Below are 23,464 nucleotides of genomic sequence, written 5' to 3'. Positions count from 1 at the left end.
CCAGGGCGGGGTCCCTGCAAGGCCCCGCCCTCGGCGCGGTTCACAGCCGCCGTTGGCGAACTGCTGGCGTGGCAGACGAACGGAACAGCGCGCGTCACCCACTCGCCTTCTCCGGTCACGCGAACCACGAATGTGAGAAGTATTGACGCATCCCGCTTCCCACATTTAGCGTCTGCCCGACCCTGCGAACGATGTTCGAGTTTTCGGACAAGTGACTCCTCATCGGAGTGGCACTCGCAGAACGACAGGAGACCTACATGTCCGCGTTGCGTACACGGCTGTCGGCGATATTGCTCGCCGCATGCCTCCTCTTCACGGGCCAAGTCCTGACCACACCCGAGCGGGCCGCGGCCGCCGACCCGGGTTACCTGATGGTGCACTTCACGGGGGACGGGTCGACCGGTCAGCAGACCTACCTCTCACACAGCACGGACGGTGTGCACTGGAACGACCTCAACGGCGGCGGCACGGTCCTACGCTCGCCGGTCGGCACGAAGGGTGTGCGCGACCACGCACTGGTGCGCTCTCCCGACGGCAGCAAGTACTGGATCATCGCGACCGACCTGTGCATCGGCTGCGGGCAGAACTGGGACGACGCCGTGAACAACGCCAGCCGCAGCATCGTGGTGTGGGAGTCCACGGACCTGGTCAACTGGTCACAGCCGTGGCTGCTCAACGTCGCCGGCGCGATCCCCGACGGCCGCAACGCCTGGGCGCCCGAGGCGATCTGGGACCCGGAGACCAAAGACTACGTCCTGTACTGGGCGACGAACGCGACGCTCAACGGTGTGCTGAAGCACCGCATCTACTACGCCCGCACGTCGGACTTCCACACCATCACCACCCCGCAGGTCTACATCGACCGCCCCGCCACCCAGAACATCATCGACACCCAGATCATCGAGGTGCCGTCGGGCGTCGGTCACTACCGCTATGTGCGGGCCTCCGGTGACGGGCAGATCACGCTCGAAGGCAGCAACTCGATCCTGGGGACGTGGACCAACCTCGGCAACCTCTCCGGCATCGGCCTGACCGGTTCCCAGGTCGAGGGCCCGATGTGGATGAAGTTCAACGGCACCGACAAGTGGGCCCTCTACCTCGACCAGTACGCCAGCGGCGGCGGTTACATGCCGGTCGTGACGACCGACCCGTCCAATCCCGCGGCCTACCAGAGGCAGGCGTCGGGCAGCTACAACATGGGCGGCACGAAGAAGCGCCACGGCTGGATCCTGAACCTGACGGCCGCCGAGGAGAGCCGTGTGCTCGCCCGCTGGCCGGGCACCCCGGCCAACCGGCTCCAGTCGTACAACTTCCAGGACCGCTACGTACGGCACACCAACTTCGACGCGCGCATCGACCCGAACGTCAATCCGGCCGACGACTCCCGGTTCCGGCTCAGGGCCGGCCTGGCGGGCTCCGGCACCGTCTCCTTCGAGTCGGTCAACTTCCCCGGCTACTTCCTGCGCCACTCCGACGACGACTTCCAGCTGGCCTACAACGACGGCAGCAGCCAGTTCGCCCAGGACGCCACCTTCCGCCAGGTGGCCGGGCTCGCCGACCCCACCTGGTCGTCGTTCCAGTCGTACAACCACCCCGACCGCTACATCCGCCACTACGCCTTCGAGCTGAAGCTCGACCCGATCACCACCTCGACCGGACGCAGCGACGCCACCTTCCGCGTGACGAGCTGACCCGCGCATGAGTGCCCGATGGAGGACACCTTGATGCGTTACCGGCTCAGACCCAGCAACCGCCTCGTGGCCGCGCTGTGCGGCTCGATGCTTTTCACGACCCTGTTGACCGCAGGGCCTGGGGCCACTGCCGCCCGGGCGGCCGACGACCCCAACACGGTCGCGCTGGACAAGGACGCGATCCTCGCCGCCAACCAGCTCGACGAGCGGCAGTGGTACAAGGACAACATCCCTTTCATCGACACCCCCGACAACGACATCGACGATGTCTACTACTACCGGTGGAGCACCTACAAGCGTGCCCTGCGCTACACCGTGCCGGGCACGGGTTATGTGTCGACCGAGTACGACGTGCCCATCGGCTACGCCGGGAACCCGTACACCGCGCTCCCTGACGCGGCCGGCTACCACCTGCTGGACGGGCGCTGGCTGCGCAACCGCGACTACGCGGGAGACTACCTGGACTTCTGGCTGCGCGGGGCGGGCAACCCGGGTGTACGGAACTTCAGCGAGTGGATCACGAGCGCCGCGTACCAGCGCTATCTCGTCACCGGGGACGCCGGGCAGATCAAGTCCGAACTCCCCCATCTCATCGCCCTGTACAAGCGGTGGGACTCCGACTTCGACACCGACATCACGGTGAACGGGACGCAGTCCACCAGTGACCTCTACCACCAGAGCCCGCTGTCCGACGCCACGGAGTACACCGAGACGTCGATGCACAGCAGTAACTGGTTCAGCGGCGGCCGCGGCTACCGGCCCACGATCAATGCCTACATGTTCGCGGCCGCCCAGGCGATCAGCAAGATCGCCACCATGACCGGGGACACGGCGACCGCGAACGACTACGACGTGAAGGCCGCCCAGCTCAAGGCCGCCGTGCAGAACTCGCTCTGGGACCCGCAGCGGAACTTCTTCATGCAGGTCTACAACACGGACGGCACCAACGGCGCCCTGAAGCAGACCCGGACGACCTGGCGGGAGCTGATGGGCTACGCCCCCTGGGCGTTCAACCTGCCGGACGCGCGGTACTCCTCGGCGTGGAAGTACCTGACGGACTCCCAGCGGTTCAAGGCGCCGTTCGGGCCCACGACGCTGGAGCGGGTGCACGACTTCGAGGCCGAGCAGGCCACCCGCAACCACGCCAACCTGTTCAGCTCCTCGACGGCCTCGGGCGGTCAGTACATCGGCCAGATCGACTTCGACGACAGCTATGTCACCTTCAACGTGGACGCTCCCGGCGCCGGGACGTACCCGGTGACCGTGTACTACGCCAACGCCACCAGCGGCACGTCGACCCACAGGCTCATCGTCAACGACGACACCGCCCACCCGATCACAGTCAGCTATGCGCCCACCGGCACCTGGGGGAAGTTCTCGGAGTCGCAGGCCGTCACCGTGCAGGTCCCCCTCAAGGCCGGTGCCAACACGCTGAAGTTCGCCAAGGGCACCGGCTTCGCCGAGCTCGACCGCATCACGGCGAACCCGTACTTCAACTACCAGGCGATCCCCGCCTCGCAGCGGCGCGACGACGCCAACTGCTGCCACTGGAACGGCCCCAGCTGGCCCTACCAGACCAGTCAGGTCCTCACCGGCCTCGCGAACCTGCTCCAGGACTACCCGGCCCAGAGCTACGTCACCAAGGCCGACTACCAGACGATGTTGTCCCAGTTCGCCGCCCTCCAGCACAAGGACGGCAAGCCCTACATCGCCGAGGCCGCCAACGGCGACACCGGCGAGTGGATCTACGACGGGTTCAACTTCAGCGAGAACTACAACCACTCCAGCTTCAACGACCTCGTACTCACCGGTCTGCTGGGCATCAAGCCGCAGGCGGACAACACGCTGGTGCTGAAGCCGCTGATCCCGTCGAGCTGGGACTATTTCGCGGTGGAGAGCCTGCCCTACCACGGACACACATACTCGATCCGCTGGGACCGCGACGGCACCCACTACGGCAAGGGCAGCGGCCTCCAGGTCTTCCAGGACGGCCGGCGCATCCACCAGTCCCCGACCGTCGGCAACACCACCGTGAACGTGGCCGCCCCGGTCACCCCGGCACAGCCCGCGCGGATGATGAACGTGGCTGCCAACCCGCTGACCGCCGAGCAGGACTGGCTGGGCCGCACCATCACGCAGCCCTACCCGAAGGCCTTCGCCTCCTACACCAACACCGTCTCCAACGGCCCGCACTGCCACAGCGGCCAGACCTGCAAGCCCACCACCTTCGACGCCCCGCTGCGGGCCACCGACGGCTGGATCCGCTACGACAAGATCCCCGACGACCGGTGGACCAATTCCGGCTCACCGAACGCCACCGACCACCTCGGCGTCGACTTCGGCGCGCCACGGAAGATCAACGAGGTGAAGTTCTACACCTACGACGACGGCGCGAACATTCGCGTCCCGGCGAGCTACACCGTGCAGTACCTCGACAACGGCTCCTGGGTGAACGTCCCGAACCAGACCAAGAGCCCGGCCGCGCCGGTCGCCAACGGCGCGAACGAGGTGACGTTCCCGACGATCACGACGTCCCAGTTCCGGGTCGTCCTCACCCCTCAGCCCGGCAAGTTCGTCGGCGTCACCGAACTGGAGTCCTGGTACCCGGAGGCTCCGGCCGTGAAGATCATCAACAAGAACAGCAACTTGGAGCTCGGCATCTCCGGCTCCTCGGTCAACGCCGGTGGCACCGCCCAGCAGCAGACCGCCGACACCACGGCCAACCACTGGTGGAAGATCGTCCCCGCCGAGAACGGCTACTACAAAATCTTCAACACCAACAGCGGCCAGGTCCTCGGCATCAAGGACGCCTCCAGGACGGCGGGCGCCGTCGCCCTGCAGTGGGGCGACACCCTCACCCCCGACCACCTCTGGTCCGTGGTGGACGCCGGCGGCGGCTACTGCAAACTCGTCAACAAGAACAGCGGCATGGTCCTGGGCATCCGGAACATGTCCACCGCATCCGGGGCCCCGGCCCTGCAGTGGGACGACAACGGCACCGCCGACCACCTGTGGCGCATCGCCACCGACGACGGCGCGACGCCGTTCAACTCCTGACCGACCGTTCCCCTGCGCGGCAGCGTCCCCCGACGCTGCCGCCCGGCTCCCCACGACGACTCGGCTGCTTGGCCGTCATCGACCTGGCCGAGCCCCGGACCGGCAGAGGTTGCGTGTGCGAGTCCGGTCACCGCTTCCGGGTGGGCGTGGGGCCCGGTCAGCCGCTGTCGCGGGCGCCTCTACGGCGCAGGGCAATGATGCCTCCCGCGATGGCCAGCACTCCGGTGGCGGCCACGGCTGCGACTTCGCCCGTCCCCGTCGCCGCCAGGTCATCCCCCTTACCGCCCTGCGCCCGAGGCCCCCCGGACCCGTCGGTGGCGGGCCGCCCCGCGGCCGGCGCGGTTGCCGTGCCCGCGGTCGTGCCCTGCGACGGGACCGGTGCACCGGCGGGGACGATCGCCTTGGGGCGGGTGAAGGCCAGGGTGCCGAAGCCGAGTTGGTCGAAGCCGCCGCCCTCGCCGTAGTTCCCGCCACCGCCCTCGGGACGGACCATCTTCGCGTACTCGGTCACATACGGGGCGTCGAGGCCACGGCGGTTGACGTAGTGGTGGTAGATCGACTCCCAGATCGGGCGGCGCGCTCCCCGGCTGTCCGCCGACGGGGCGGTCAGGTTCTGCGATCCGCTCCAGACACCCGGGGCGCCGTAATTCCACATCCAGGCGGTGTAGGGCACGTCATGGCCGAGATTCCACTTGGCGACGTACTCGAAGCCCTTCAGCAGACGGTTGTCGTCGTAGCCGTACAGATCGATTCCCTGGTTCCAGGCCATCTCGGCGATGGCGCCGGCCAGGCCGACACCCAGGGTCGCGTGCCCCTGGTCGCGGCCGACCTCCACCCACTGGCCCAGGCCGCCCGGGTGGATGTGCGGGATGAGGTTCTTGACGGAGCCGTTGCCCTTGCCCGACTTGAAGTAGGTGACCGCCTCGTCGACCTTGGCCCGGTCGTCGCAGAGGATACCGGTGGCCAGCACGCACGCGATGCTCAGCAGATCCCAGCTGCCCCAGTAGTTGGTGACGTAGGCGCCGTTGTGGTGGGCGAGGAAGTCGCTGCTCTGCCGGTAGAAGACGTCGACCAGCATCTTCTGGAAGCGGGCGAGGTCGAAGCCCGGATAGTCGCGCATGATCTCGGCGGCGTTGGCGAACTGGTAGCCGTGCAGGCCCGCCGCGATAAACCGGTCGGCGTTGCCGTCGAGCGCGGTGAGCTTCGCCGACCAGGCGTTGAGGATCTCGCGGGCGGCGTCCGCGTGGGCCCTGTCACCGGTGACCTTCCAGCGCAGGGCGTTCTGATAGGCGGCGTGCACATCGTGGTACAGCGTGCCGACGTTCGTGCCGTCGCCGCCGCGCACCACCCTTGCCAGCGGGTTGGGCTTCCAGGTGCTCTGGGCGTGCGAATTGGCCGCCAGCACCGCGTAGCCCGCCTTGTACGGCGCCGCGCCCGCCTTCACCTTGGCCGCCATCCGGTCGAAGTCGGCCTGGGTGTGCAGCATTCCCGGGTGGACCAGGCCGCCCCTCGCTCTGGCGGACGAGGAAAGCGCCTCGGCCGCGTCGGCGGGAGCGCCGCCCGCGGTGGCCGTCCCGAGGCCGACGACCGCGAAGGCGCCCGTCATCCGCAGTATCCCGCGCCGGTTCATCATCGGTCCGGTGTTGTCCTGGCTCACTGGCACTTCTGGGCTCCTGTCGGTTCGGGTCTTACGTACAGAAGACGTGCGGGCCGATCGCGCATCACAACAAACCGCCGACGAAATTCAGCCGGGACCGACTCCCGGAATCCGCCCGGCCCGCTTCTGGCACACTGTCGCCCCGCGACACATCGGCACGGCCGCACGCCAACGGAAGAAGGGGAAGCGGGTGCGCGCACAGGACGTTCAGTACCGGCAGGACGTCGCTGTCGTCCTGGCGGCGCGAGCCGGGGACCGGCAGGCGTCGGAACAGCTGGTACGGGACTGTCTTCCGCTGGTCTACGACATCGTCGGCCGGGCGCTGGACGGGCACAGCGACGTCGACGACGTGGTCCAGGAAACCATGATGCGGGTCCTGGAAGGGCTGCCCGGTCTGGAGCGGCCGGATCGGTTCCGGTCCTGGCTGGTCGCCATCACCATGCCGCAGATCCGCGACCGGTGGCGCAGCGGGCGGACCCAGGCGATGGCACAACCGCTGGAGGAATCCGCCAACGAGGCGGATCCGCAGGCCGACTTCGCCGATCTGACGATTCTGCGGCTGGCGCTGTCCGGCCAGCGGCGTGAAGCCGTGGAGGCCACCCGCTGGCTGGAGAGCGAGGAGCGCGAGATGCTCGCGCTGTGGTGGCTGGAGGCCGCCGGTGATCTGACCCGCGCCGAACTCGCGACAGCCTGCGACCTCACCCCGCAGCATGCCGCAGTGCGCGTCCAACGCATCAAGGAACGGTTGGAGACCGCACGCGCAGTGGTCCGGGCCGTGACCGCCTCACCGCGCTGCACGGAACTGGCCTCCGCGCTCACCTCCTGGGACGGACGGCCGTCCGCGCTGTGGCGCAAGTGGCTGACACGCCACGTCCGCGACTGCCCGAAGTGCCTGCTCAGCGCGTCCGACCTGGTTCCGGCGGAGGGGCTGCTGGGCGGCCTCGCGCTGGTGCCTGTGCCGATCGGTCTGGCCGGACTGGTACTGGGCAAGGTCCTGGCGACAGGATCGGCCGCGGGGGCGGCGAGTGCGGGCGCGCATACGGCGCACGGCGGGTGGCGCGACGGCTCAGCAGACTGGCCGCCAAACCGGTGGCGGCGACGGCCACGGGTGCCGTGATACTCACGGCTGCCGCGGTGGCCTGGTACACGGCCACGCCGTCGAACGAGCCGAATCCGTCTTCCGCCGCCGCGTCCCCGTGGACGCGCACCGCCCCGGCCGTCTCGTCGGCCCCGAGGGCGTCCACGTCACCGAGCCCGAGCCCGACCCCGTCCCCAGCCCCGAGAGCGACAACAACCGCGAGGCTTTCGGGGCGGCACTCATTGCGATCGGTCGACGACCCTGGTGTCGATGCAGGTGCGGCGCCTGGTCTGCACCGTGCTGAGCTGTCCGCGGCAGACTTTCCGCGAGCAGGTCCCCGGTCTGCTGGAGCGATATCAGCGCCGTACAACGCGACTCGCGGGCCAACTGGGCTCAGTGGTCAAGGAGTTGGCGGTCCGGGCGGGCGTGCGCTACCCGCACCGCGAGTGCCGCGTGTGCTTGGCGTCGATGACTTCACGCTCAAGCGCCGCCACCGCTACGCCACCGTCCTGACCGACACCGAGACTGGCGAGCGCATCGACGTCCTCCCGGGCCGTGCCGCCGACGCCCTGGAACGGTGGCTGCGCGAGCACCCCGGCGTCAAGATCGTCTGCCGCGATGGCTCGGGCGCCTGCGGCGAGGGCGTACCCAGGGCTCTGCCCGAAGCGGTGCAGGTCAGCGACCGCTGGCTCCTGTGGAAGAACCTCTGCGACACGACGCCGCCCGAGGTCCGCTCCCACAGCGCCTGCTGGGTCACCGCCAACACGCCCCGCCCGGCCGTGCGCCCGCCGAATGGGCCTGGCCCTGAATACCGTCAAACACTACGCCCGTACCCGCGAACCCGAGCTCTTGCGCCGGGCCCCGCGCTACCGGCCCACCCTGGTCGACTCTTACCGCGATCATCTTCGCGCCCGCCGGGCAGCCGACCCTGCCGTCCCTGTTATGCAGCTGTTCGGGAAGATCCAGGAGCTGGGCTACACCGGCAGTCTCAACCTCCTCTACCGCTACATCACTCAGGGACGGGCCGAGGGCGACCGACCCATCACCACCCCGCGTCGTCTGGCCCGTCTTCTCCTCACTCGTCCCGACAACCTGCGGGACAGAGACGCGAACCTCCTGGCGGAGCACACCGCCGCCTGCCCCGAGATGACCGAACTCACCCGACTCGTCCGGCGGTTCGCCGAACTCCTCACCCCCGCTGCCAGCAACGACGCCAAGCTCACCCAGTGGATGGCAGCCGTCCGCGCCGTTGGCCTTCCCCACCTACACGCCTTCGCGAACGGTCTCGAACCCGACCGCGCCGCCGTCGATGCAGGCCTCACCCTCCCGCACCACAGCGGCCGCACCGAAGGCGTCAACACCCGCACCAAAAGGATCACGAGGCAGATACACGGCCGAGCCGGGTTCGCCCTCCTCCGCCACCGCATCCTGCTCCAGTGACCGCCACAGGGCGCAACCACCGATTACGGGACAGAGCCGTTCCTTTTACAGACCATGGGCCGCGGTCCGGGCCCGTGAGCGGCATCTCCCACGAGATCGACTCGGCAAACTACCGTGCACTGTCGGGCAGTTCGCCGGGTCGCGGTCATTGTCTGAGTTCGGTGAGGAGCAGGGTCTCGGCGAGGCAGGCGCGTTCGAAGTCGGCCAGGTACAGGCTTTCGTTCTCGCTGTGTGCGCGGGAGTCGCCGTCGGCTCCGGCGGAGGCGATCAGGATTGCCGCGTCGGGGTAGGCGTGGGCGAACGCGGCGATGAAGGGGATGGAGGCGCCGGAACCGATGTCGAGGACATCTTTGTCGTAGGCCTGGCGGTAGGCCTTGCGGGCGGCGTCGAATGCCGGGCCTTGCGCGTCGACGAGGAACGGTTGGCCGGACTCGCCCTCGGTGACGGTGATGTGCAGTCCCCAGGGCGTGTGGTGCCGCAGATGGCGGGCGAGGGCCCGTCTTGCCATGACTGCATCGTCGCCCGGTGCGACCCGTAGTCCGACCTTCGCTCTGGCCGTGGGGGCGAGCGTATTGGACGCGGTGTCCACGGGGGTGGCGTCGATCGCGAGTACGGTGGCCGCCGGCCTGGCCCAGAGCCGCTCGCTGATGCTGCCGCGTCCGAGGAGGTGAACGCCGTCGAGGAGACCGGCCTCGGCTCGGAATCCGGTCTCGGAGAGGCTGTCGGCGGGTGCCGTCGCGGTGCCGAGGCCTTCGACGGTGACGTTGCCCTGCTCGTCGTGGAGCGTGGCGAGGAGTCGGCACAACGCGGTCAGTGCGTCCGGGGCGGCTCCGCCGTAGATGCCGGAGTGCACGCCGCTCTTCAGGGCGCGCAGTTCCACCACGCAGGCGGCGATCCCGCGCAGGCCGGTGGTGAGGCAGGGCGTGCCGGTGGTCAGGTTGTCGGCGTCAGCGAGCACGATGACGTCGGCGTTGAGTTTGTCCCGGTGGCGGTCGAGGAAGGTGCTGAGGTTCGGTGATCCGGTTTCTTCCTCCCCTTCGACAAGCACGGTCACGCCGATGGGCGGTCGGCCGGAGTAGGCGCGCAGTGCGGCGAGGTGCGTGGCGATGCCGGCCTTGTCGTCGGCGGTGCCGCGGCCGTACAGACGCCCGTCACGTTCGGTCGGCTGGAAGGGCGGGCTGGACCACCCTGCGAGATCGCCGGCGGGCTGCACGTCATGGTGGGCGTACAGCAATGCGGTGGGTTGACCGGGCGGGGCGGCATAGCGGGCGAGAACTGCCGGCTGACCGCCTTCGATGTCATCCAGGATCTCGACCTGCGGGGAGCCGATGCCGCGGAACAGGCGGGCTGTCATCTCGGCGGAGCGGCGCACCTCGTCGAAGGAGTCGGGGTCGGCGCTGACCGAGGGGATCCGGACCAGTGCTTCGAGGTCTGCCCGGACGGCGGGCAGCACCCGGCGCACAGCCTGGCGAAGGTCATGATGCATGGTTGGCTTTCCTTCCTCCTCTGCGATCACGCCACGCAGGGGCGATCGCGACGACGAGCACCAGTGCGGTCACGGCGAATCCGGTCGGATAGCCCACCGGTGCGCTCAGCAGGCCGAAGCCGACGGCTCCGATGCCGAAACCGCCGTCGAAGGCGAGGTTCCACAGCGCACTGGCTTTGCCGAACTCGGTCGGTGGGACGCGCTCCAACATCAGCGCCAGGGTCGCGTTCTGGCCGATGCCGAACCCGATCCCGAACAGCGCCATCCCCGCGATGACCGCGATGGGGCTTGCCACCCACACCAGCCCCGCCGTGCCGATGGCCGCGGTGAGCACCGCGGGGACGAGAAGCGGTCCGGAGCCCCGGCGGTCGCCCAGGCGTCCTGCCCCCCAGCGTGCGAAGGGGGTGATGGCGGTCTGCGCCAGGAGGGCGAGGGGAACCCACGCGCGGACCGCGGCGGGCATGGCCAACGACAAGAAGGTCTCCACCACGCCGGCCACCACCGTGAAGGCGGCGAAGATCACCGCGGGCCGGACGAGCCCACTGCCGCGAAGGCCGCCCAGCATCCTGCCATGACGTTCGCTGCGTCCCTGCTGAGCCGGCAGGCCGAGCGCTGCGACCAGGGTGGCAACAGATACTCCCCCGCTGATCAGGAAGACGAGGTGAAAGCCGAGGTGGCTGCTGAGCCACACGCCCAGCGGCAGCCCGATCACGGCAGGTACCCCGACCGCCACGCCGTACAGGCCGAGTCCTTCACCTCGACGCTCCACGGGCACCAGCTCGGCAGTCAGTGCGGGGCCGACCACGGCCACGATCGCCAGGCCCGCTCCACGGAGCAGACACACGGCGAGTACCAGCGGCATGCGCTCAGAGAGGGTGAGTGCGGCCGCTGAGGCGGCGAGCATCAGCAAGCCTGCTGATGCCACCGTCCGATAGCCGAATCCCGCCACCAGACGGGCCACCGCCAACTCCATCAGGACGGTGGCAAGCATCATGACGCCGGTTGCGGCGCCGGCACCGCTCGCACCGGCCCCGCCCGCGGCGGCATACAGAGGAACGACCGAGAGCAGCAGGTAGAAGCCGAAAAACGAACCGAATGACACAAGCAGCAGCAGGATCATCTGGCGGCCGGCGATCAGCCGGGAGGCCGTCGTGCTCGACAGGCCGGTATCGGAGACGGTCACGGCCCAAGACTCGCCGTGGCCGCGGCGGCTCCGCATCGTAGAACTGCCTTATGCGACCGCCTTAGATCCTCACCACGAGCGCTTACCGCGATCTGAAAAACTGGAGCCATGGCTACGACCAGCACCGTCTTGGCAGGGCGAGAGGAAGAGCTGACCGCGCTCACCGAAGCATTCCAACGCGCCTGCGGCGGCCGGCCGTCCGCCGTACTGATCGCCGGAGAGGGCGGCGTGGGCAAGTCCCGCCTGGTCACCGAGTTCGCGGCACAGCTGCCGGCGTCAGCCTGGCAACTCACCGGCGCATGCCTGGAGATGGGCGAGACCGGCCTGCCGTTCGCCCCCTTCACCGCGATATTGCGCGAGCTGGTCCGCACGATCGGTCTGGAAGAAGTCCGCAACATGCTGCCGAACGGTGAGGCGGGCGAGCTCGGACGACTGCTGCCCAGCCTGGGCCGCCCGGACTCCGCGGACGAGACCGACCTCGCCCGCGCTCGCCTGTTCGAACAGTTCCTTGCGCTCCTGCAGGCCCTCGGACAACGCGCCCCGGTGCTCCTCGTCGTCGAGGATGTGCACTGGGCGGACCGGTCCAGCTTGGACCTGCTCAGATTCATCATCCGCAACCAGCAGTCCGTTCCCGATGTGCTGGCAGTGGCGACCTACCGCGGCGACCGACTGGGCCCGGCACAAACGGTGCGCCGGCTGCTCGCCGAGATGGAGCGCATGGCGTGGGCACAGCGAATCGACCTCGGCAGACTGACCAAGAGCGAGGTCACCACGCAACTGCGTGGCCTGCTCGGACACCCGCCGGCTCCCGAGCTGAGCGAAACGATCTACCGGCGAAGCGAAGGCAATCCACTCCTGGTGGAGGCACTGCTGACCTGTGGTGCCGGACCGGGCGAGCCACTGCCGTCATCGATCCGCGATCTACTGGTCGCACCACTGGAGCGACTCGCAGAGCAGACCCAGAGCGTGGTCCGTGCCGCCGCTGTCGGCGGCGTGCGCGTCGGTCATGCGCTGCTCGCCGAGGTCACCGGCCTCGACGATCCGGCATTGTCCACCGCGCTGCGGCCCGCCGTGGCATCGAACCTGCTGGTCGTCGAAGGCGACAGCTATGTCTTCCGACACGCACTGATCCGGGAGGTCATCGAGGGGGAGCTGCTTCCCGGCGAGCGCTCTGCCCTGCACATACGGTATGGCGAGGCGTTGCAGCGCCATCCCCACCTTGCTCCCCCCGGCCGTGGCGCACTTGAGCTGGCCCATCATTGGCACGCCGTGGCCAAGCAACACCCGCGACGGGCATTCGCTGCCGCGTGGGACGCCGCCGAGAGCGCCGAGGCATCACTGGCATACGCCGAACAGTCGCGCATCCTGGAGACGGTCCTGGACCTGTGGGATCAGGCACCCGACGTGGCACGTCGGCTCGGGATCGACCGAAGCTCCGTGCTGGACAAGGCCATCCAGGCGGCGATGCTGTCCGGCGAAGGTGGTCATGGCATGACACTGATCGCCACTGCACTCGCCGACATCGATCCTGCCGACAGTCCCGGGCGCGCCGCGCAGTTGCTCCGCCACCGAGGAGAACTGCGTCAGGCCCTGGGACAGCCCGGCGCCGTCGATGACCTGCGGACAGCGGCGCGGATCATGCCACCACAACACCCGGACCGGCCCGACGTCCTGAACACCTTGACTCATCGCCTGCTCACCATCCCGTGTGACGAAGAAGGAATAGCCATCGCCACAGAGGCCATCCGGGCGGCACACACTGCCGGCGACATCCGGGCCGAGGCGGTCGCCTCGACCAACCTGGCCTACGCGCGGGCCCGTACCGGAGACCTGGACCGACAGCTGCCGCACCTGGCCCAGGCACGGGCAAAAGCACAGAGCATCCACGATCCTGCCGCGTTGATGCACACGTTCCGCTGCGAGGCCGACGTACTCCAAGGCGCCGGTCGCTACGAGCAGGCCGCAGAATCGGCGCGGCGCGGCCTCGCCGCGGCGAGCCGTGCCGGACTGTTGCGTACCTTCGGGCCCACGCACGCCGCCAACGTGGCCGAGGCCCTGATCGCGACAGGACACTGGGACGAAGCGACCGAGATCCTCGACCATTCACTCGAACTCGCCCCCGCCCCCGGCTTCCGCGCCTATCTCCTGGTCCTGCGCGGCTCGATCGCCTTGGCCCGGGGCGATCTCCCGCTGGCCGAATCCGCTGCCGACTTCGCCTACGGCGTCTTCAGCTGGGGAATCTCCGACGCCCAAGACCTCCTCCCGCTGATCTGTTTCGCATCGGACCTGGCACTCGCCAAGGGCAACGAAGCACAAGCCGTCGCGCATGTGGAGCAAACACTGGCCAGGAACGAGGCCATGTCAACGCCCCGCTATCTGTGGCCGCTGCTCGTCCTCGGTGCACGAGTCGCCCACGCGAGCCCCACGCTGCCGGCCGCCCTGCGCGAGCTCGCCGCCGGGCTTCCCGTCATCGGGCCGGTCCAACAAGCGCAGCAACTGACCTTCACCGCCGAAACCGCACGAGTCCGCGGATCGTCCCAGCCGTCGGCCTGGGACCGCTGCGCGACCGCCTGGGGCGAGCTGCACCAGCCCCATCAGCAAGGCCTGGCGCTCCTGCGAGCAGCGGAGGCGGCGGCAGAGGCCGGCGACCGGCAAGCGGCGGCCGACCGTCTTCGGACCGCCCGCCACCTCGCCGATCTGCTCGGCGCTCGCGGCCTGCTGACAGACATCGAGCAGCTGGCCAGGCTGGCCCGGCTTCCACTGAACTCCCCTTCACATGAACACCGCTCTCCAGGCCGGCACCACGGGCTCACCCCCCGTGAGCACGAGGTGCTCCACCTGGTCGCTGACGGCCGCACCAACCGGGAGATCGCAGAGGAGCTGTACATCTCCACCAAGACAGCGAGCGTCCACGTCTCCAACATCCTCGCCAAGCTCGGCGTCTCCGGCCGGGTCCAGGCCGCCACCGCCGCCTACCGCCTCGGACTTGTCCCGCCAGAAGGACGATCATTCGGCGTACGAACGGCCCAGCACAGCCCACCCCCTCCATCCCACCCATGAGGGCTCTGAGGAGCCGGTCAACCCTCTGGTGTGCCCCGAAGAACGGCGACATCCGCTGGGCTGCCCCGGCGCGAGTGGTGGCGTTCAGCTTCGCCGGGCACCCGGTCGGCAGACCACGGGCCTGTTTGGCGGCGCGGGCGTCGGCGGCGCGCTCCAGCATGTAGATCCGCTCCATCTGCGCGAACATCGCCGGCAGGGCGATGGCCATGTCGGTGCCGGGCCCAGGGACGCTGGTGTCCACGGCGAGCATGTCGCCCAGAGTGCGCAGGAAGATGCCACGCTCGGTGAGGTCGTGGACGAGGTTGAGGGTCTCACGCATGTCGCGGCCGAGTCGATCCAAGGTCAGCACCTTGATCCGGTCGCCGGGCCGAGCGAAGCCGAGCAGCGCGGTCAGGCCGTCGCGGCCATGTTCGCACCGGTGCGCTTGTCGACGTGGATGTGCTCCTCGGCGACTCCGGCGGCACGGAGCGCGTCAATCTGCCGGGCAAGGCCCTGAGCCGTGGTGCTGACCCGCGCGTACGCAAGATCCATGCACATAACCGTCCCAGAACCTGACTCCGTGGTGCGCCTTTTGAATACGGGGTTGTGACACCAGCTTTTGATCCTGACCGACCTGCGGCGACATGGTGCGTCAGCCGGGGTGGCCGGGGCCGTTTGAGCCGAAGCCGCCCCTGTGGTGGAGGAGCCGTCTGCAGCGCCCGCAGACCGACGGGAGTTGGACAACCAGCAGGGCTGGGCCCGGGCTGCTGTGCCCGGGCCCTGCCCTGTGTCTGGGTTGGTTCAGTGGGTGGCGAGGACTGCGTCCGCGGTGGGCTGGTCGGCCGTTTCGGTGGCCGGGGCGTCCTTGTCCTTGCCCTTCATGAGGAAGACGGCCAGGATCGCGGCGCCCACGACGCCGGCGGCGCCGACGAGGAAGCTGGCGGACATGGCGTCGGTGAAGGCGGAGTGGGTGGCGGCCAGCAGGCCGCTGTCCTTGGTCCGGGCCGAGGCCGCGAGCGCGTCGCCGATGGAGTGGCGGGCCTGGGCGGGGGCGTTGTCGGGCATGTGGTGGGTGAAGGTGGAGGAGAGGATGGCGCCGAGGACGGCGACGCCGAGGGCGGCGCCGGCCTGCTGGATGGTGTCGTTCAGGGCGGAGCCGACACCGGCGTGCTCGTCCGGGATCGCGCCCATCATGGCCGCCATCGCGGCGGGCATCGCAAGGCCGGAGCCCGCGCCCATCAGGACCATCGCGCCGGCCAGGACGCCCCAGCCGGATTCGGTGGTCAGGTTGGCCAGGAGCGCGAAGCCCGAGGCGATGACGAGCAGGCCGAGGACGGCCATGACGCGGTTGCCGGCCTTGGCGATCAGGGAGGCGCCGATGGTGTTGAACAGCAGGGTGGCGACGGCGAGCGGGGTGAAGGCGAGGCCGGTCTCGGTGGGGGTGTAGCCGAGGACGAACTGCAGGTACTGGGTCAGGACCAGCATGAGTCCGCCGTTGGCGAGGGTGAGCAGGACCAGCGAGAAGCTGGCGCCGGTGAAGACCTTGTCGCGGAACAGGGCGAGCGGGACCATCGGCGACTTCGAGCGGGCCTCCCAGATGCCGAAGGCGATCAGGGCGACGACGGTGACGGCGAGGGAGATCTGCGTGGACGGGTGGGACAGGCCGCCCTTGGGGAACTCGTTGATCGTCCACACCAGCGCGCTCATGCCGACGACCGAGAGGACCATGCCGACCGGGTCGGCCTTGCGCCAGGGGCCCTTGGACTCCGGCATCAGGATCACCGCGGCCAGGATCGCCAGGATCGCGATCGGGATGTTGATCAGGAAGACGACGCCCCACCAGAACTGGGCGAGCAGCGCGCCGCCCAGGACGGGGCCGCCGACCAGGCCGACCATCGCGACCGCGGACCACACGGCGATTGCCTTGGGGCGCTCGGCCTCGTCGAAGACGGTGATGAGGATGGAGAGGGTGGACGGCATGACCAGGGCACCGCCGACACCCATCAGGGAACGGCCGATGATGAGCATCTCGGGCGAGGTGGCCTCCATGGCCACGACCGAGGCCGCGCCGAACAGTGCGAGACCGGTGATCATCATCTTCCGCCGGCCGAACTTGTCGGACAGGCTTCCCGCGGTGAGCAGGAGTCCGGCGAAGACCAGCATGTACGACTCGAGGACCCACTGGAGGTCCTGAGCACTCGCGTTGAGATCCTCCGCGATCGTCGGGACCGCCACGGTGAGCACCATGTTGTCGATGACCAGCACCAAGGTGCTCAGGCACAGGACGACGAGGATCAGCCAACGACGGGGGTGGCGGGCAGTAGCTGTCGCTTCCATAGACTCTCTCGGAATCTGCGCGCGGGCAGCCCGGTGTCGGGCACGGCGCGCGGGATGGGGTTGGTGGTGGCAGGCGTACGCGGTGTGCGGATCGGCCGGTGTACGGCAGGACCCGGCCGACGGGGCCTGTGCCAGTGGTACGGGTCAGGCTCCGGCCGGCGGAGCCCATTCGACGAGTTCGACGACGACGCCGTTCAGGTCGGTGAGCTGCAACTCCCAGTCGCCCCAGGGTTGTTGGCGCAGTTCGGTGGTGATGGGGGCACCTTCGCGGCGCAGCCGGTCGTACTCGGTGGCGATCGAGGTCACCGTGAACGACACGGTCACGTCCTTCGGGTCCGGCCGGTCCCCGGGCGGGGCCTCGGCAGAGCGCTGCAGGAGCACGATGTCGACGGCCGCGTCGTCACGGCCGAGGCAGATGTAGTCCTCACCGGACACCACTTCCCTGAAGTGCAGGTGGGTGGTGAAGAAGGCGCTGGAGGCGGCCGCGTCGTCGACGTGCAGCACCACGGCCGAGGCGGTGACGTTCACGGGAGCGACAACAGCCGGGGCGCCGAGGCTCCGACCGCCGGCCAGGTCCCTTGCGCCACAACGCAAGTACGGGTCATCGTGTTGTTCCCTCCCAGGAGATCAAACGGGTTGCCGCGCTGTTCCGCGGCGTACTCCAGCATTCGCCCTGAGCCACGAGGGAACAACGGCCGATCCTGCAACGTCGGTTAACCCAGAGGTTTACGAAACGGTCGAGGAAACGGGGCACGGTGGAGCTGCGCGACATCGAGATATTCCTGACGCTCGCGGACGAGCTGCACTTCGGCCGTACCGCCGAGCGCTTGCATGTCACCGCGGCACGGGTCAGCCAGGCCATCAAGAAGCAGGAACGCACCATTGGCGCCGCCTTGTTCGAGCGCACCAGCCGTCAGGTGACCCTCACCCCGGTGGGACGGCAGCTGCGCGACGACCTGCTCCCGGCGTACGGGCAGATCCAGCAGGCCATAGCCCGGGCTGCCGCGTTCGGCTGCGGCATCAGCGGCGTGCTGCGGGTCGGGTTCTCCGCGGCCTGGTGCGGAAACCTGATCGTCAAAGCCGCCGACAACTTCCGGAACGTGCACCCCGACTGCGAGGTCCAGATCATCGAGATGCCGCTCCACGACCGCTTCGGATCACTGCGCTCCGGGGAGTTCGACCTCCAGCTGACCGAGCTGCCCGCCGACGAACCCGACATCGTGAACGGCCCGGTGGTCTTCTCCGACCAGCGCGCACTCGCCCTGCCCGCCGCCCACCCGCTCGCGCAGCGCCCAGCGATCTCGCTGGAAGACCTCGCGTCCGTCCCGCTGATCACGATCAGCGGGCCCCCGGCCTACTGGCTCGACTTCCACCTGCCCCGCCATACCCCCACCGGCAAGGCCATCCGCCGCGGCCCGGCAACCGTCGCCTGGCAAGAAGCCCTGTCCCTGGTCGGCGCCGGCAAGGGAGCATGCCCCACCTCGATCCGCTCGGCCCAGTACTACGCCCGCCCCGAACTCGCCTACATTCCCTTCCACGACGCACCACCCATCGAGTTCGGACTCTTCTGGCTGGCCACGGGAAACACCGTCGCCGTCCAGGCCTTCGTCCAGACCGTCCTCGAAACCGCTGACGGGCCGGGCCGCTTCGCAGGATCCGTGGGGCACCGCCGATGAGCGCAACCGCTCCCCAATGGTCCGGGACGGCATCGACGGGCCGATCCACTCCGAAGCAGCCAAGGTCGTCACACCGTATCCCGGCCCACCACTCAAGTGGGCTGGCCGCGGCTGCGGGCTGCCACGTATCTTGCAACGTCGCATGATGACACGGGCCATGGACGGGGGGCGCAGGTGGAAATGCGGGACATCGAGATATTCCTGACGCTTGCACAGGAGCTGCATTTCGGCCGGACCGCTGAGCGTCTGCATGTGTCGGCCGCCCGGGTGAGTCAAGCGATCAAGAAGCAGGAACGTACCATTGGCGCCGCCTTGTTCGAGCGCACCAGCCGTCAGGTGACCCTCACCCCGGTGGGACGGCAGCTGCGCGACGACCTCCTGCCCGTCTACCAGGGCCTGCAACAGAGCCTGGAGCGGGCCAGGACCGGGGCCCAGGGCAAGACGGAGGTCCTGCGGATCGGCATGATGCCGAGCAACGCCCACGATCTGCGCCCGTTCTGGGACACCTTCCGCTCCCGGCACCCACAGTGGGGCCTGCGGATCCGCCACAGCCCGTTCATCGACCCGTTCGGCCCGCTGCGGTCCGGCGACGTCGACATCCTGGTGTCCTGGACCCCCGTCGAGGAACCCGATCTGACCGTCGGACCGGTCCTGTTCACCGAGCACCGGGTGGCGCTCGCCGCGCGGGACCACATCCTGGCCGACCGGACGTCCGTCTCCGTCGAAGCGCTCGGGGACCACGGCGTCATCGGCTCGACAAGCCCGCTGCCCGACTACTGGGAGGACGCCTTCATCCCGTTCCAGACCCCCAGCGGCCGTACGATCGAACGCAACCACACCGTGGGGACCTTGGACGAGCTGTACACCATCGTCGCCGTCGGCGAAGCCCTCAACAGCCTCGGCGCCCATGTCACCCGGTACCACGTCCGCCCCGACATCATCTACCTGCCCCTCCACGACGCACCACACCTGCACTGGAGCCTGGTGTGGCGCACGGGAGCCGAGACCGACCTCATCCGGGCTTTCGCCCAGGTCGTCCGCGACCTCGGAACACCGGAGCTCTAACTGATCGTTTCAGAATGCGGTGCGTAGTCGTCTCAAGCAGATGAAGGAGCAGGCGAGTTGGTGGAGGCTGTGGTGGAGGTCGGCGTGTATCTCGTAGCGGATGCGCAGGCGTTTGAACTGGTGCAGCCACGCGAACGTCCTCTCAGATGGACAAGGGCCATCTGTACCGGAACACCACGCTGGTCATGATCTCCATCGGCGGCAACGACTCCCGCTTCGCCGAGACCATTCAGAAGTGTCTGATGTCCGTGGGCAACGTCAACCGCAAGGACGAGACGTTCGACAAGCTGGACGACAGCGTCGGCGGCCGGGACAAGCAGTTCGTCGGGCAGCCGCTGGAGACGGCCATTCCGGGTCTCATGAACCAGGTCGTCCGGCCGGACATCACCCAGGTCCTGAAGGAGATCCACGACAGGGCTCAGAACGCCAAGATCGTCCTGATGGGGTACCTGCCGCTGATCTCGGACAGGGATCGTCCCTGAGTATCGGCCCACTCGGCCTGTCCCAGGATTCCGCGGGCCGGCTCGACGACACCGCGGACACGCTGGCGGCGGCGATGCAGGGCGCGGCCGGCGACGCCAAGAGCGCGGGTATCCCCGTCTGGTTGTCCACGCCGAAGAGTGCTTTACCTCCGATCCTGGCGCGCGGTGGTGTGCCGGCCCAGCAACGTCCTGGTGGCGTCGAGAAAGGGCAGCAGCCCTGGGGCCTGCTGTCCGTTGCGCCTCCAGGTCGCGTGGATCGGGGCCTCGTACTGGAGCCCACGCCACGGGACCAGGCCGACGGCCCCTCGGGCCAGGTCCGCGGCCACGGCGATCTGCGGCAGCAGCGCACACCCCATGCCGGCCGCGACGCACGTCCGCAGGGCGCCGATGCTGGTGAGCTCCGCTGCCACCCGAGGGCGGGGCCCTGGCGCGGAACCGACTGCCTCTTCGAACATCAGCCGGTAGCTGCAACCGGTCTCCGTCACAAGGAAGTCGACCCCGGCGAGATCGGAGTTGGTCACCGACTCCCGTCGCGTCAGCGGGTGGTCCTTGGGGGCCACGACGACGACGGGTTCCGGCAAAAGCGGCATACTCTCCAGGTCCGGGTGGTCCGGGGGTGCGCCAAAGGTGAAACAGAGGTCCATGATTCCTTCACGTACCCCCCTGCGGCACTCCTCCCGATTCCCGGGGCGAAGCACCACGTGCACTTTCGGGCAGTCCTCACGGAAGCGGGTGAGCAGCGAGGGGAGCCGGTAGACGCATAGCGTCTCAGGCGCCCCGATCAGCAACTCTCCTCCGGGAATGCCCACCTCGGTGACGGCCGCCCTGGCCTCCTCGGCGAGGGAGAGCATTCTCTCGGCGTAGTCGACCAGGCGGTGCCCAGCCGGGGTGAGCCGTAGACCGCGGTTGGATCGCTCGAACAGGAGCACACCCAGATCCTGTTCCAGTGCCTTGACCTGTTCGGTCACGCTCGACTGCGCGTAGTTCAGCCGCTCGGCGGCGCGAGTGACGTTCAAAGCGTCGGCCACGGTGCGGAACGTACTGAGCTGTCGCAGCTGCATGATGCTGTCCCCCCGGAGCCGGCATCGGTTCTCCCGATGATGCCATCGGAAGCTCCCGTTTCCGATCGACTTTCGCTGTTGTCAAGCTTTAAGTCCAACCTCTCTGACGGCCACCACTCTTCAATCCGGCCGTTGCCGCTCCATGAAAGGTGTGTCATGTCTGCGCCAACCATGCAGGCCTCCGGCGCCTCCAGCGAGACGCTCGCCGAGAATCCCGCACGCCGACGGCTGCTGCTCATCGGGCTCTCGCTCGGCTACTTCATGGTTCTCCTCGACACCAGTGTGGTGAATGTCGCACTGCCCGCCATACGTCACGACATCGGAGGCGGACTGTCCGGGATGCAGTGGGTGGTCAACGGCTACACCCTGACATTCGCCGCGCTGCTGCTCACCATGGGCGCACTGTCCGACCGTTTCGGTGGACGCCGGGTCTTCATCGTCGGCACCTGGGCCTTCCTGCTCACATCGCTGATCACGGTCTTCTCGCCCAACCTCGGCATGTTGATCGCCATGCGCGCCCTGCTCGGCATCGCGGGTGCCGCGCTGCTGCCTTCCTCCATGGCCGTCATCGCCACCACATTCACCGACCCGGCTCAGCGCGCCCGCGCACTCGGCTCCTGGGCGGCCGTCACCGGTGCCGCGCTGGCCGCCGGCCCGGTCCTCGGCGGCGTGCTCACCGACGCCCTCGGCTGGCGCAGCATCTTCGCCATCAACGTGCCCGTGGCGCTGGTCAGCGTGCTCATCGCACGGGTCCACGCGCCCGAGACCAAGCTGAACACCAGCCGTGGGGTGGACCTGCCCGGCCAGATCAGCGCGGTGCTGGCGCTTGCCGGGCTCACGTTCGGCGTGATCCAGAGCGAGAATCTCGGCTGGAGCTCGAAGCCCGTGCTGACGGCGCTCGGCGTCGCCCTGGTGGCTGGGACCGTCTTCCTGGTCGCGGAAGGCCGGCCGGCCGGGCCGCGCGGCCCCATGCTCCCGCTGATGCTCTTCCGTAATGCCACCTTCTCGGCCAGTGTGCTCAACGGCCTGCTGGTCAACTTCGGCCTCTCCGGGCTGCTGTTCGTCATGTCCCTCTACTTCCAGCAGGCGCGTGGCTTTTCAGCCCTGCTGGCCGGCTGCGCCTTCCTGCCTCTCACCCTGCCGACAGCCTTCAACCCGATTTACACCGGCCGACTGGTCGCGCGATCCGGGCCGCGGAAGCCGTCCGTTCTGGGCTTCGGACTCCTGACGGTCGGTTCGGCTGTTCTGACGGCCGGCATCACGGGCACGGGAACCGCGCACACCCTGCTGATCGGGATCGGCCTGCTGGTCTTCGGCTTCGGTGTGTCCTTCGCGATTCCCTCCCTGGTGACGGCGACGGTCTCGGCCACACCGAAGGAGCAGGTCGGCATCGCGTCAGGTGTGCTGAACTCCGCACGTCAGACTGGTGCCGTCATCGGGGTCTCGGCACTCGGCTCGGTGCTGCACGCCGCCGCCGACTCCACGGATGGGAGCCGCACCGCACTGATCACCGCCACAGTGGTGCTTCTGCTGGGTCTGCTGCTGTCCATCGGCTTCATCGGACGGAACAAGCAGTCGGCCTAGTGCTGGATTCCTCAAACGGAGTACGCGCATCGGCGGCGCAGTCCCTGGGGGGAGGGTGTGGGTCTTCCCCATATCCAGGGCCGGGCACGGGCGTTGAGCTGGGATGTTGCCAGGCGGGTGGCGTGTTCGATCTCGGGTGGTCCGGCGAAGGACTGGCCGGCGAGGGCGGCTTTGCGGAAGATGCGCCACCAGCCCTCCTGAAGGTTGAGCCGGGACAGGTTGTCGGTGACGGCACAGATGCCCCCGGCGGGATCGGCTGCCTCGACCTTCTCCTGGCAGAAAGCAAAGCACTGTTGCGGGAGGAAGCGGTCATGGTGACTTCGTGTCCGTCCCGCACTCGCAGCGCGCCGTGGACCCAGGTCTTCTCCGGCCCACGGCTGTGGTCGACTTCGGACTTGAGCGGTGGCTGTCCGGCGACCAGCCCGGCGCCGGCGGGAACGTGCGGGGGATCACCGGGCCGAGCTCGTCGGTGCAGACGACCGTCGCGCCCTCGGGCGGGCAGGTGTAGAGGCCGAGGGCCCGGGTCCTTCTCCCTCGAAGTCCGGGTCCTTCGAGCGGGTCCAGGACCGGGTGCGACGCCGGCGCACACCCTCGGCCGGCAGGATCCGGCGGACCTGACCGCGGCCGA

Annotated in this window: 16 protein-coding genes and 3 pseudogenes; 10 read left to right on the top strand and 9 right to left on the bottom strand. The window is 68.6% G+C overall.

The genetic code is table 11. The annotated features are described in order from the left end of the window. The first annotated feature begins 257 nt into the window (after window positions 1–257). Together IE277_RS39960 and IE277_RS39955 are read left to right on the top strand one after the other, a co-directional pair. The gene (locus IE277_RS39960) at window positions 258–1,691 is read left to right on the top strand and encodes a glycoside hydrolase family 43 protein (protein WP_189958644.1); all 1,434 of its coding nucleotides are present in this window, start codon (window positions 258–260) and stop codon (window positions 1,689–1,691) included. 18 nt (window positions 1,692–1,709) lie between these two features. Further along, window positions 1,710–4,748 (top strand): MGH1-like glycoside hydrolase domain-containing protein, encoded by a 3,039-nt coding sequence (locus IE277_RS39955; RefSeq protein WP_229882329.1) that lies wholly within the window; start codon window positions 1,710–1,712, stop codon window positions 4,746–4,748. Between the two features lie 157 nt (window positions 4,749–4,905). Here IE277_RS39955 and IE277_RS39950 read toward each other — a convergent pair whose 3' ends face one another. Beyond that, window positions 4,906–6,381, bottom strand: a complete 1,476-nt coding sequence (locus tag IE277_RS39950) for an alginate lyase family protein (RefSeq protein ID WP_189958667.1) — start codon at window positions 6,379–6,381, stop codon at window positions 4,906–4,908. A gap of 214 nt (window positions 6,382–6,595) precedes the next feature. On the opposite strand from IE277_RS39950, the gene IE277_RS39945 reads away from it, so the two are divergent. Continuing rightward, complete coding sequence (locus IE277_RS39945) at window positions 6,596–7,522, top strand: RNA polymerase sigma factor (RefSeq protein WP_229882328.1); 927 nt, start codon at window positions 6,596–6,598, stop codon at window positions 7,520–7,522. 207 nt (window positions 7,523–7,729) lie between these two features. Beyond that, window positions 7,730–8,923: pseudogene (locus IE277_RS48145) on the top strand (ISL3 family transposase); the annotation flags it as partial. Window positions 8,924–9,068: 145 nt separating this feature from the next. Here the strand turns inward: IE277_RS48145 and IE277_RS39930 are convergent. Together IE277_RS39930 and IE277_RS39925 are read right to left on the bottom strand one after the other, a co-directional pair. Further along, window positions 9,069–10,409, bottom strand: coding sequence for a dipeptidase (locus IE277_RS39930; protein ID WP_189958642.1), 1,341 nt, complete (start codon window positions 10,407–10,409; stop codon window positions 9,069–9,071). Further along, window positions 10,399–11,592 carry an MFS transporter gene (locus IE277_RS39925; RefSeq protein ID WP_229882327.1) on the bottom strand — a complete coding sequence of 398 codons (1,194 nt, stop codon included), beginning with the start codon at window positions 11,590–11,592 and terminating at the stop codon, window positions 10,399–10,401. Before IE277_RS39925 ends, IE277_RS39930 begins: the two co-directional genes overlap by 11 nt. A gap of 108 nt (window positions 11,593–11,700) precedes the next feature. Here IE277_RS39925 and IE277_RS39920 point away from each other — a divergent pair, with 108 nt between their 5' ends. Then, window positions 11,701–14,652, top strand: a complete 2,952-nt coding sequence (locus IE277_RS39920; RefSeq protein ID WP_189958641.1) for a helix-turn-helix transcriptional regulator — start codon at window positions 11,701–11,703, stop codon at window positions 14,650–14,652. 172 nt (window positions 14,653–14,824) lie between these two features. Here IE277_RS39920 and IE277_RS49865 read toward each other — a convergent pair. From IE277_RS49865 to IE277_RS39900, 4 genes and pseudogenes are all read right to left on the bottom strand, one after another. After that, window positions 14,825–15,001 (bottom strand): annotated as a pseudogene (locus tag IE277_RS49865) (recombinase family protein); the annotation flags it as partial. Between the two features lie 41 nt (window positions 15,002–15,042). Continuing rightward, a complete protein-coding gene (locus tag IE277_RS39910; RefSeq protein ID WP_189958640.1) occupies window positions 15,043–15,183 on the bottom strand; it encodes a recombinase family protein in 141 nt (46 codons plus the stop codon). Between the two features lie 249 nt (window positions 15,184–15,432). After that, on the bottom strand, window positions 15,433–16,968 hold the full coding sequence (locus IE277_RS39905) for an MFS transporter (protein ID WP_189958639.1): 1,536 nt from the start codon (window positions 16,966–16,968) through the stop codon (window positions 15,433–15,435). A gap of 144 nt (window positions 16,969–17,112) precedes the next feature. Next, window positions 17,113–17,496 carry a VOC family protein gene (locus tag IE277_RS39900; RefSeq protein WP_189958638.1) on the bottom strand — a complete coding sequence of 128 codons (384 nt, stop codon included), beginning with the start codon at window positions 17,494–17,496 and terminating at the stop codon, window positions 17,113–17,115. Between the two features lie 227 nt (window positions 17,497–17,723). Here IE277_RS39900 and IE277_RS39895 point away from each other — a divergent pair, with 227 nt between their 5' ends. Both IE277_RS39895 and IE277_RS39890 read left to right on the top strand, forming a co-directional pair. Then, on the top strand, window positions 17,724–18,644 hold the full coding sequence (locus tag IE277_RS39895) for a LysR family transcriptional regulator (RefSeq protein WP_189958637.1): 921 nt from the start codon (window positions 17,724–17,726) through the stop codon (window positions 18,642–18,644). Between the two features lie 180 nt (window positions 18,645–18,824). After that, entirely contained in the window at window positions 18,825–19,709 is an 885-nt protein-coding gene (locus IE277_RS39890; protein ID WP_229882326.1) for a LysR family transcriptional regulator, read from the top strand. A gap of 9 nt (window positions 19,710–19,718) precedes the next feature. On the opposite strand, the pseudogene IE277_RS39885 reads toward IE277_RS39890, so the two are convergent. After that, window positions 19,719–19,853, bottom strand: a pseudogene (locus tag IE277_RS39885) (IS5/IS1182 family transposase); the annotation flags it as partial. Between the two features lie 2 nt (window positions 19,854–19,855). Here IE277_RS39885 and IE277_RS39880 point away from each other — a divergent pair. After that, window positions 19,856–20,191, top strand: coding sequence for an SGNH/GDSL hydrolase family protein (locus tag IE277_RS39880; RefSeq protein WP_189958635.1), 336 nt, complete (start codon window positions 19,856–19,858; stop codon window positions 20,189–20,191). Window positions 20,192–20,334: 143 nt separating this feature from the next. Here the strand turns inward: IE277_RS39880 and IE277_RS39875 are convergent, their stop codons facing one another. Further along, entirely contained in the window at window positions 20,335–21,252 is a 918-nt protein-coding gene (locus IE277_RS39875) for a LysR family transcriptional regulator (RefSeq protein WP_189958634.1), read from the bottom strand. Between the two features lie 156 nt (window positions 21,253–21,408). On the opposite strand from IE277_RS39875, the gene IE277_RS39870 reads away from it, so the two are divergent. Together IE277_RS39870 and IE277_RS39865 are read left to right on the top strand one after the other, a co-directional pair. Next, complete coding sequence (locus IE277_RS39870) at window positions 21,409–22,836, top strand: MFS transporter (RefSeq protein WP_189958633.1); 1,428 nt, start codon at window positions 21,409–21,411, stop codon at window positions 22,834–22,836. A gap of 322 nt (window positions 22,837–23,158) precedes the next feature. Beyond that, window positions 23,159–23,344, top strand: a complete 186-nt coding sequence (locus tag IE277_RS39865; RefSeq protein WP_189958632.1) for a hypothetical protein — start codon at window positions 23,159–23,161, stop codon at window positions 23,342–23,344. Window positions 23,345–23,464: the final 120 nt, after the last annotated feature.

The sequence above is a fragment of the Streptomyces alanosinicus genome, from assembly GCF_014650595.1.
Lineage (GTDB): Bacteria > Actinomycetota > Actinomycetes > Streptomycetales > Streptomycetaceae > Streptomyces > Streptomyces alanosinicus.
Note: the sequence above shows the minus strand (reverse complement) of the source record. Positions and strands in the feature narration are given on the sequence as shown.

Bases quoted from the DNA above. Each gene is read 5' to 3' on its own strand.
- IE277_RS39890 (WP_229882326.1), top strand. From the start codon at position 18,825: ATGCGGGACATCGAGATATTCCTGACGCTTGCACAGGAGCTGCATTTC.
- IE277_RS39905 (WP_189958639.1), bottom strand. From the start codon at position 16,968: ATGGAAGCGACAGCTACTGCCCGCCACCCCCGTCGTTGGCTGATCCTC.
- IE277_RS39870 (WP_189958633.1), top strand. From the start codon at position 21,409: ATGTCTGCGCCAACCATGCAGGCCTCCGGCGCCTCCAGCGAGACGCTC.
- IE277_RS39880 (WP_189958635.1), top strand. From the start codon at position 19,856: ATGGACAAGGGCCATCTGTACCGGAACACCACGCTGGTCATGATCTCC.
- IE277_RS39955 (WP_229882329.1), top strand. From the start codon at position 1,710: ATGGAGGACACCTTGATGCGTTACCGGCTCAGACCCAGCAACCGCCTC.
- IE277_RS39930 (WP_189958642.1), bottom strand. From the start codon at position 10,409: ATGCATCATGACCTTCGCCAGGCTGTGCGCCGGGTGCTGCCCGCCGTC.
- IE277_RS39960 (WP_189958644.1), top strand. From the start codon at position 258: ATGTCCGCGTTGCGTACACGGCTGTCGGCGATATTGCTCGCCGCATGC.
- IE277_RS39875 (WP_189958634.1), bottom strand. From the start codon at position 21,252: ATGCAGCTGCGACAGCTCAGTACGTTCCGCACCGTGGCCGACGCTTTG.
- IE277_RS39920 (WP_189958641.1), top strand. From the start codon at position 11,701: ATGGCTACGACCAGCACCGTCTTGGCAGGGCGAGAGGAAGAGCTGACC.
- IE277_RS39910 (WP_189958640.1), bottom strand. From the start codon at position 15,183: ATGGATCTTGCGTACGCGCGGGTCAGCACCACGGCTCAGGGCCTTGCC.
- IE277_RS39950 (WP_189958667.1), bottom strand. From the start codon at position 6,381: ATGATGAACCGGCGCGGGATACTGCGGATGACGGGCGCCTTCGCGGTC.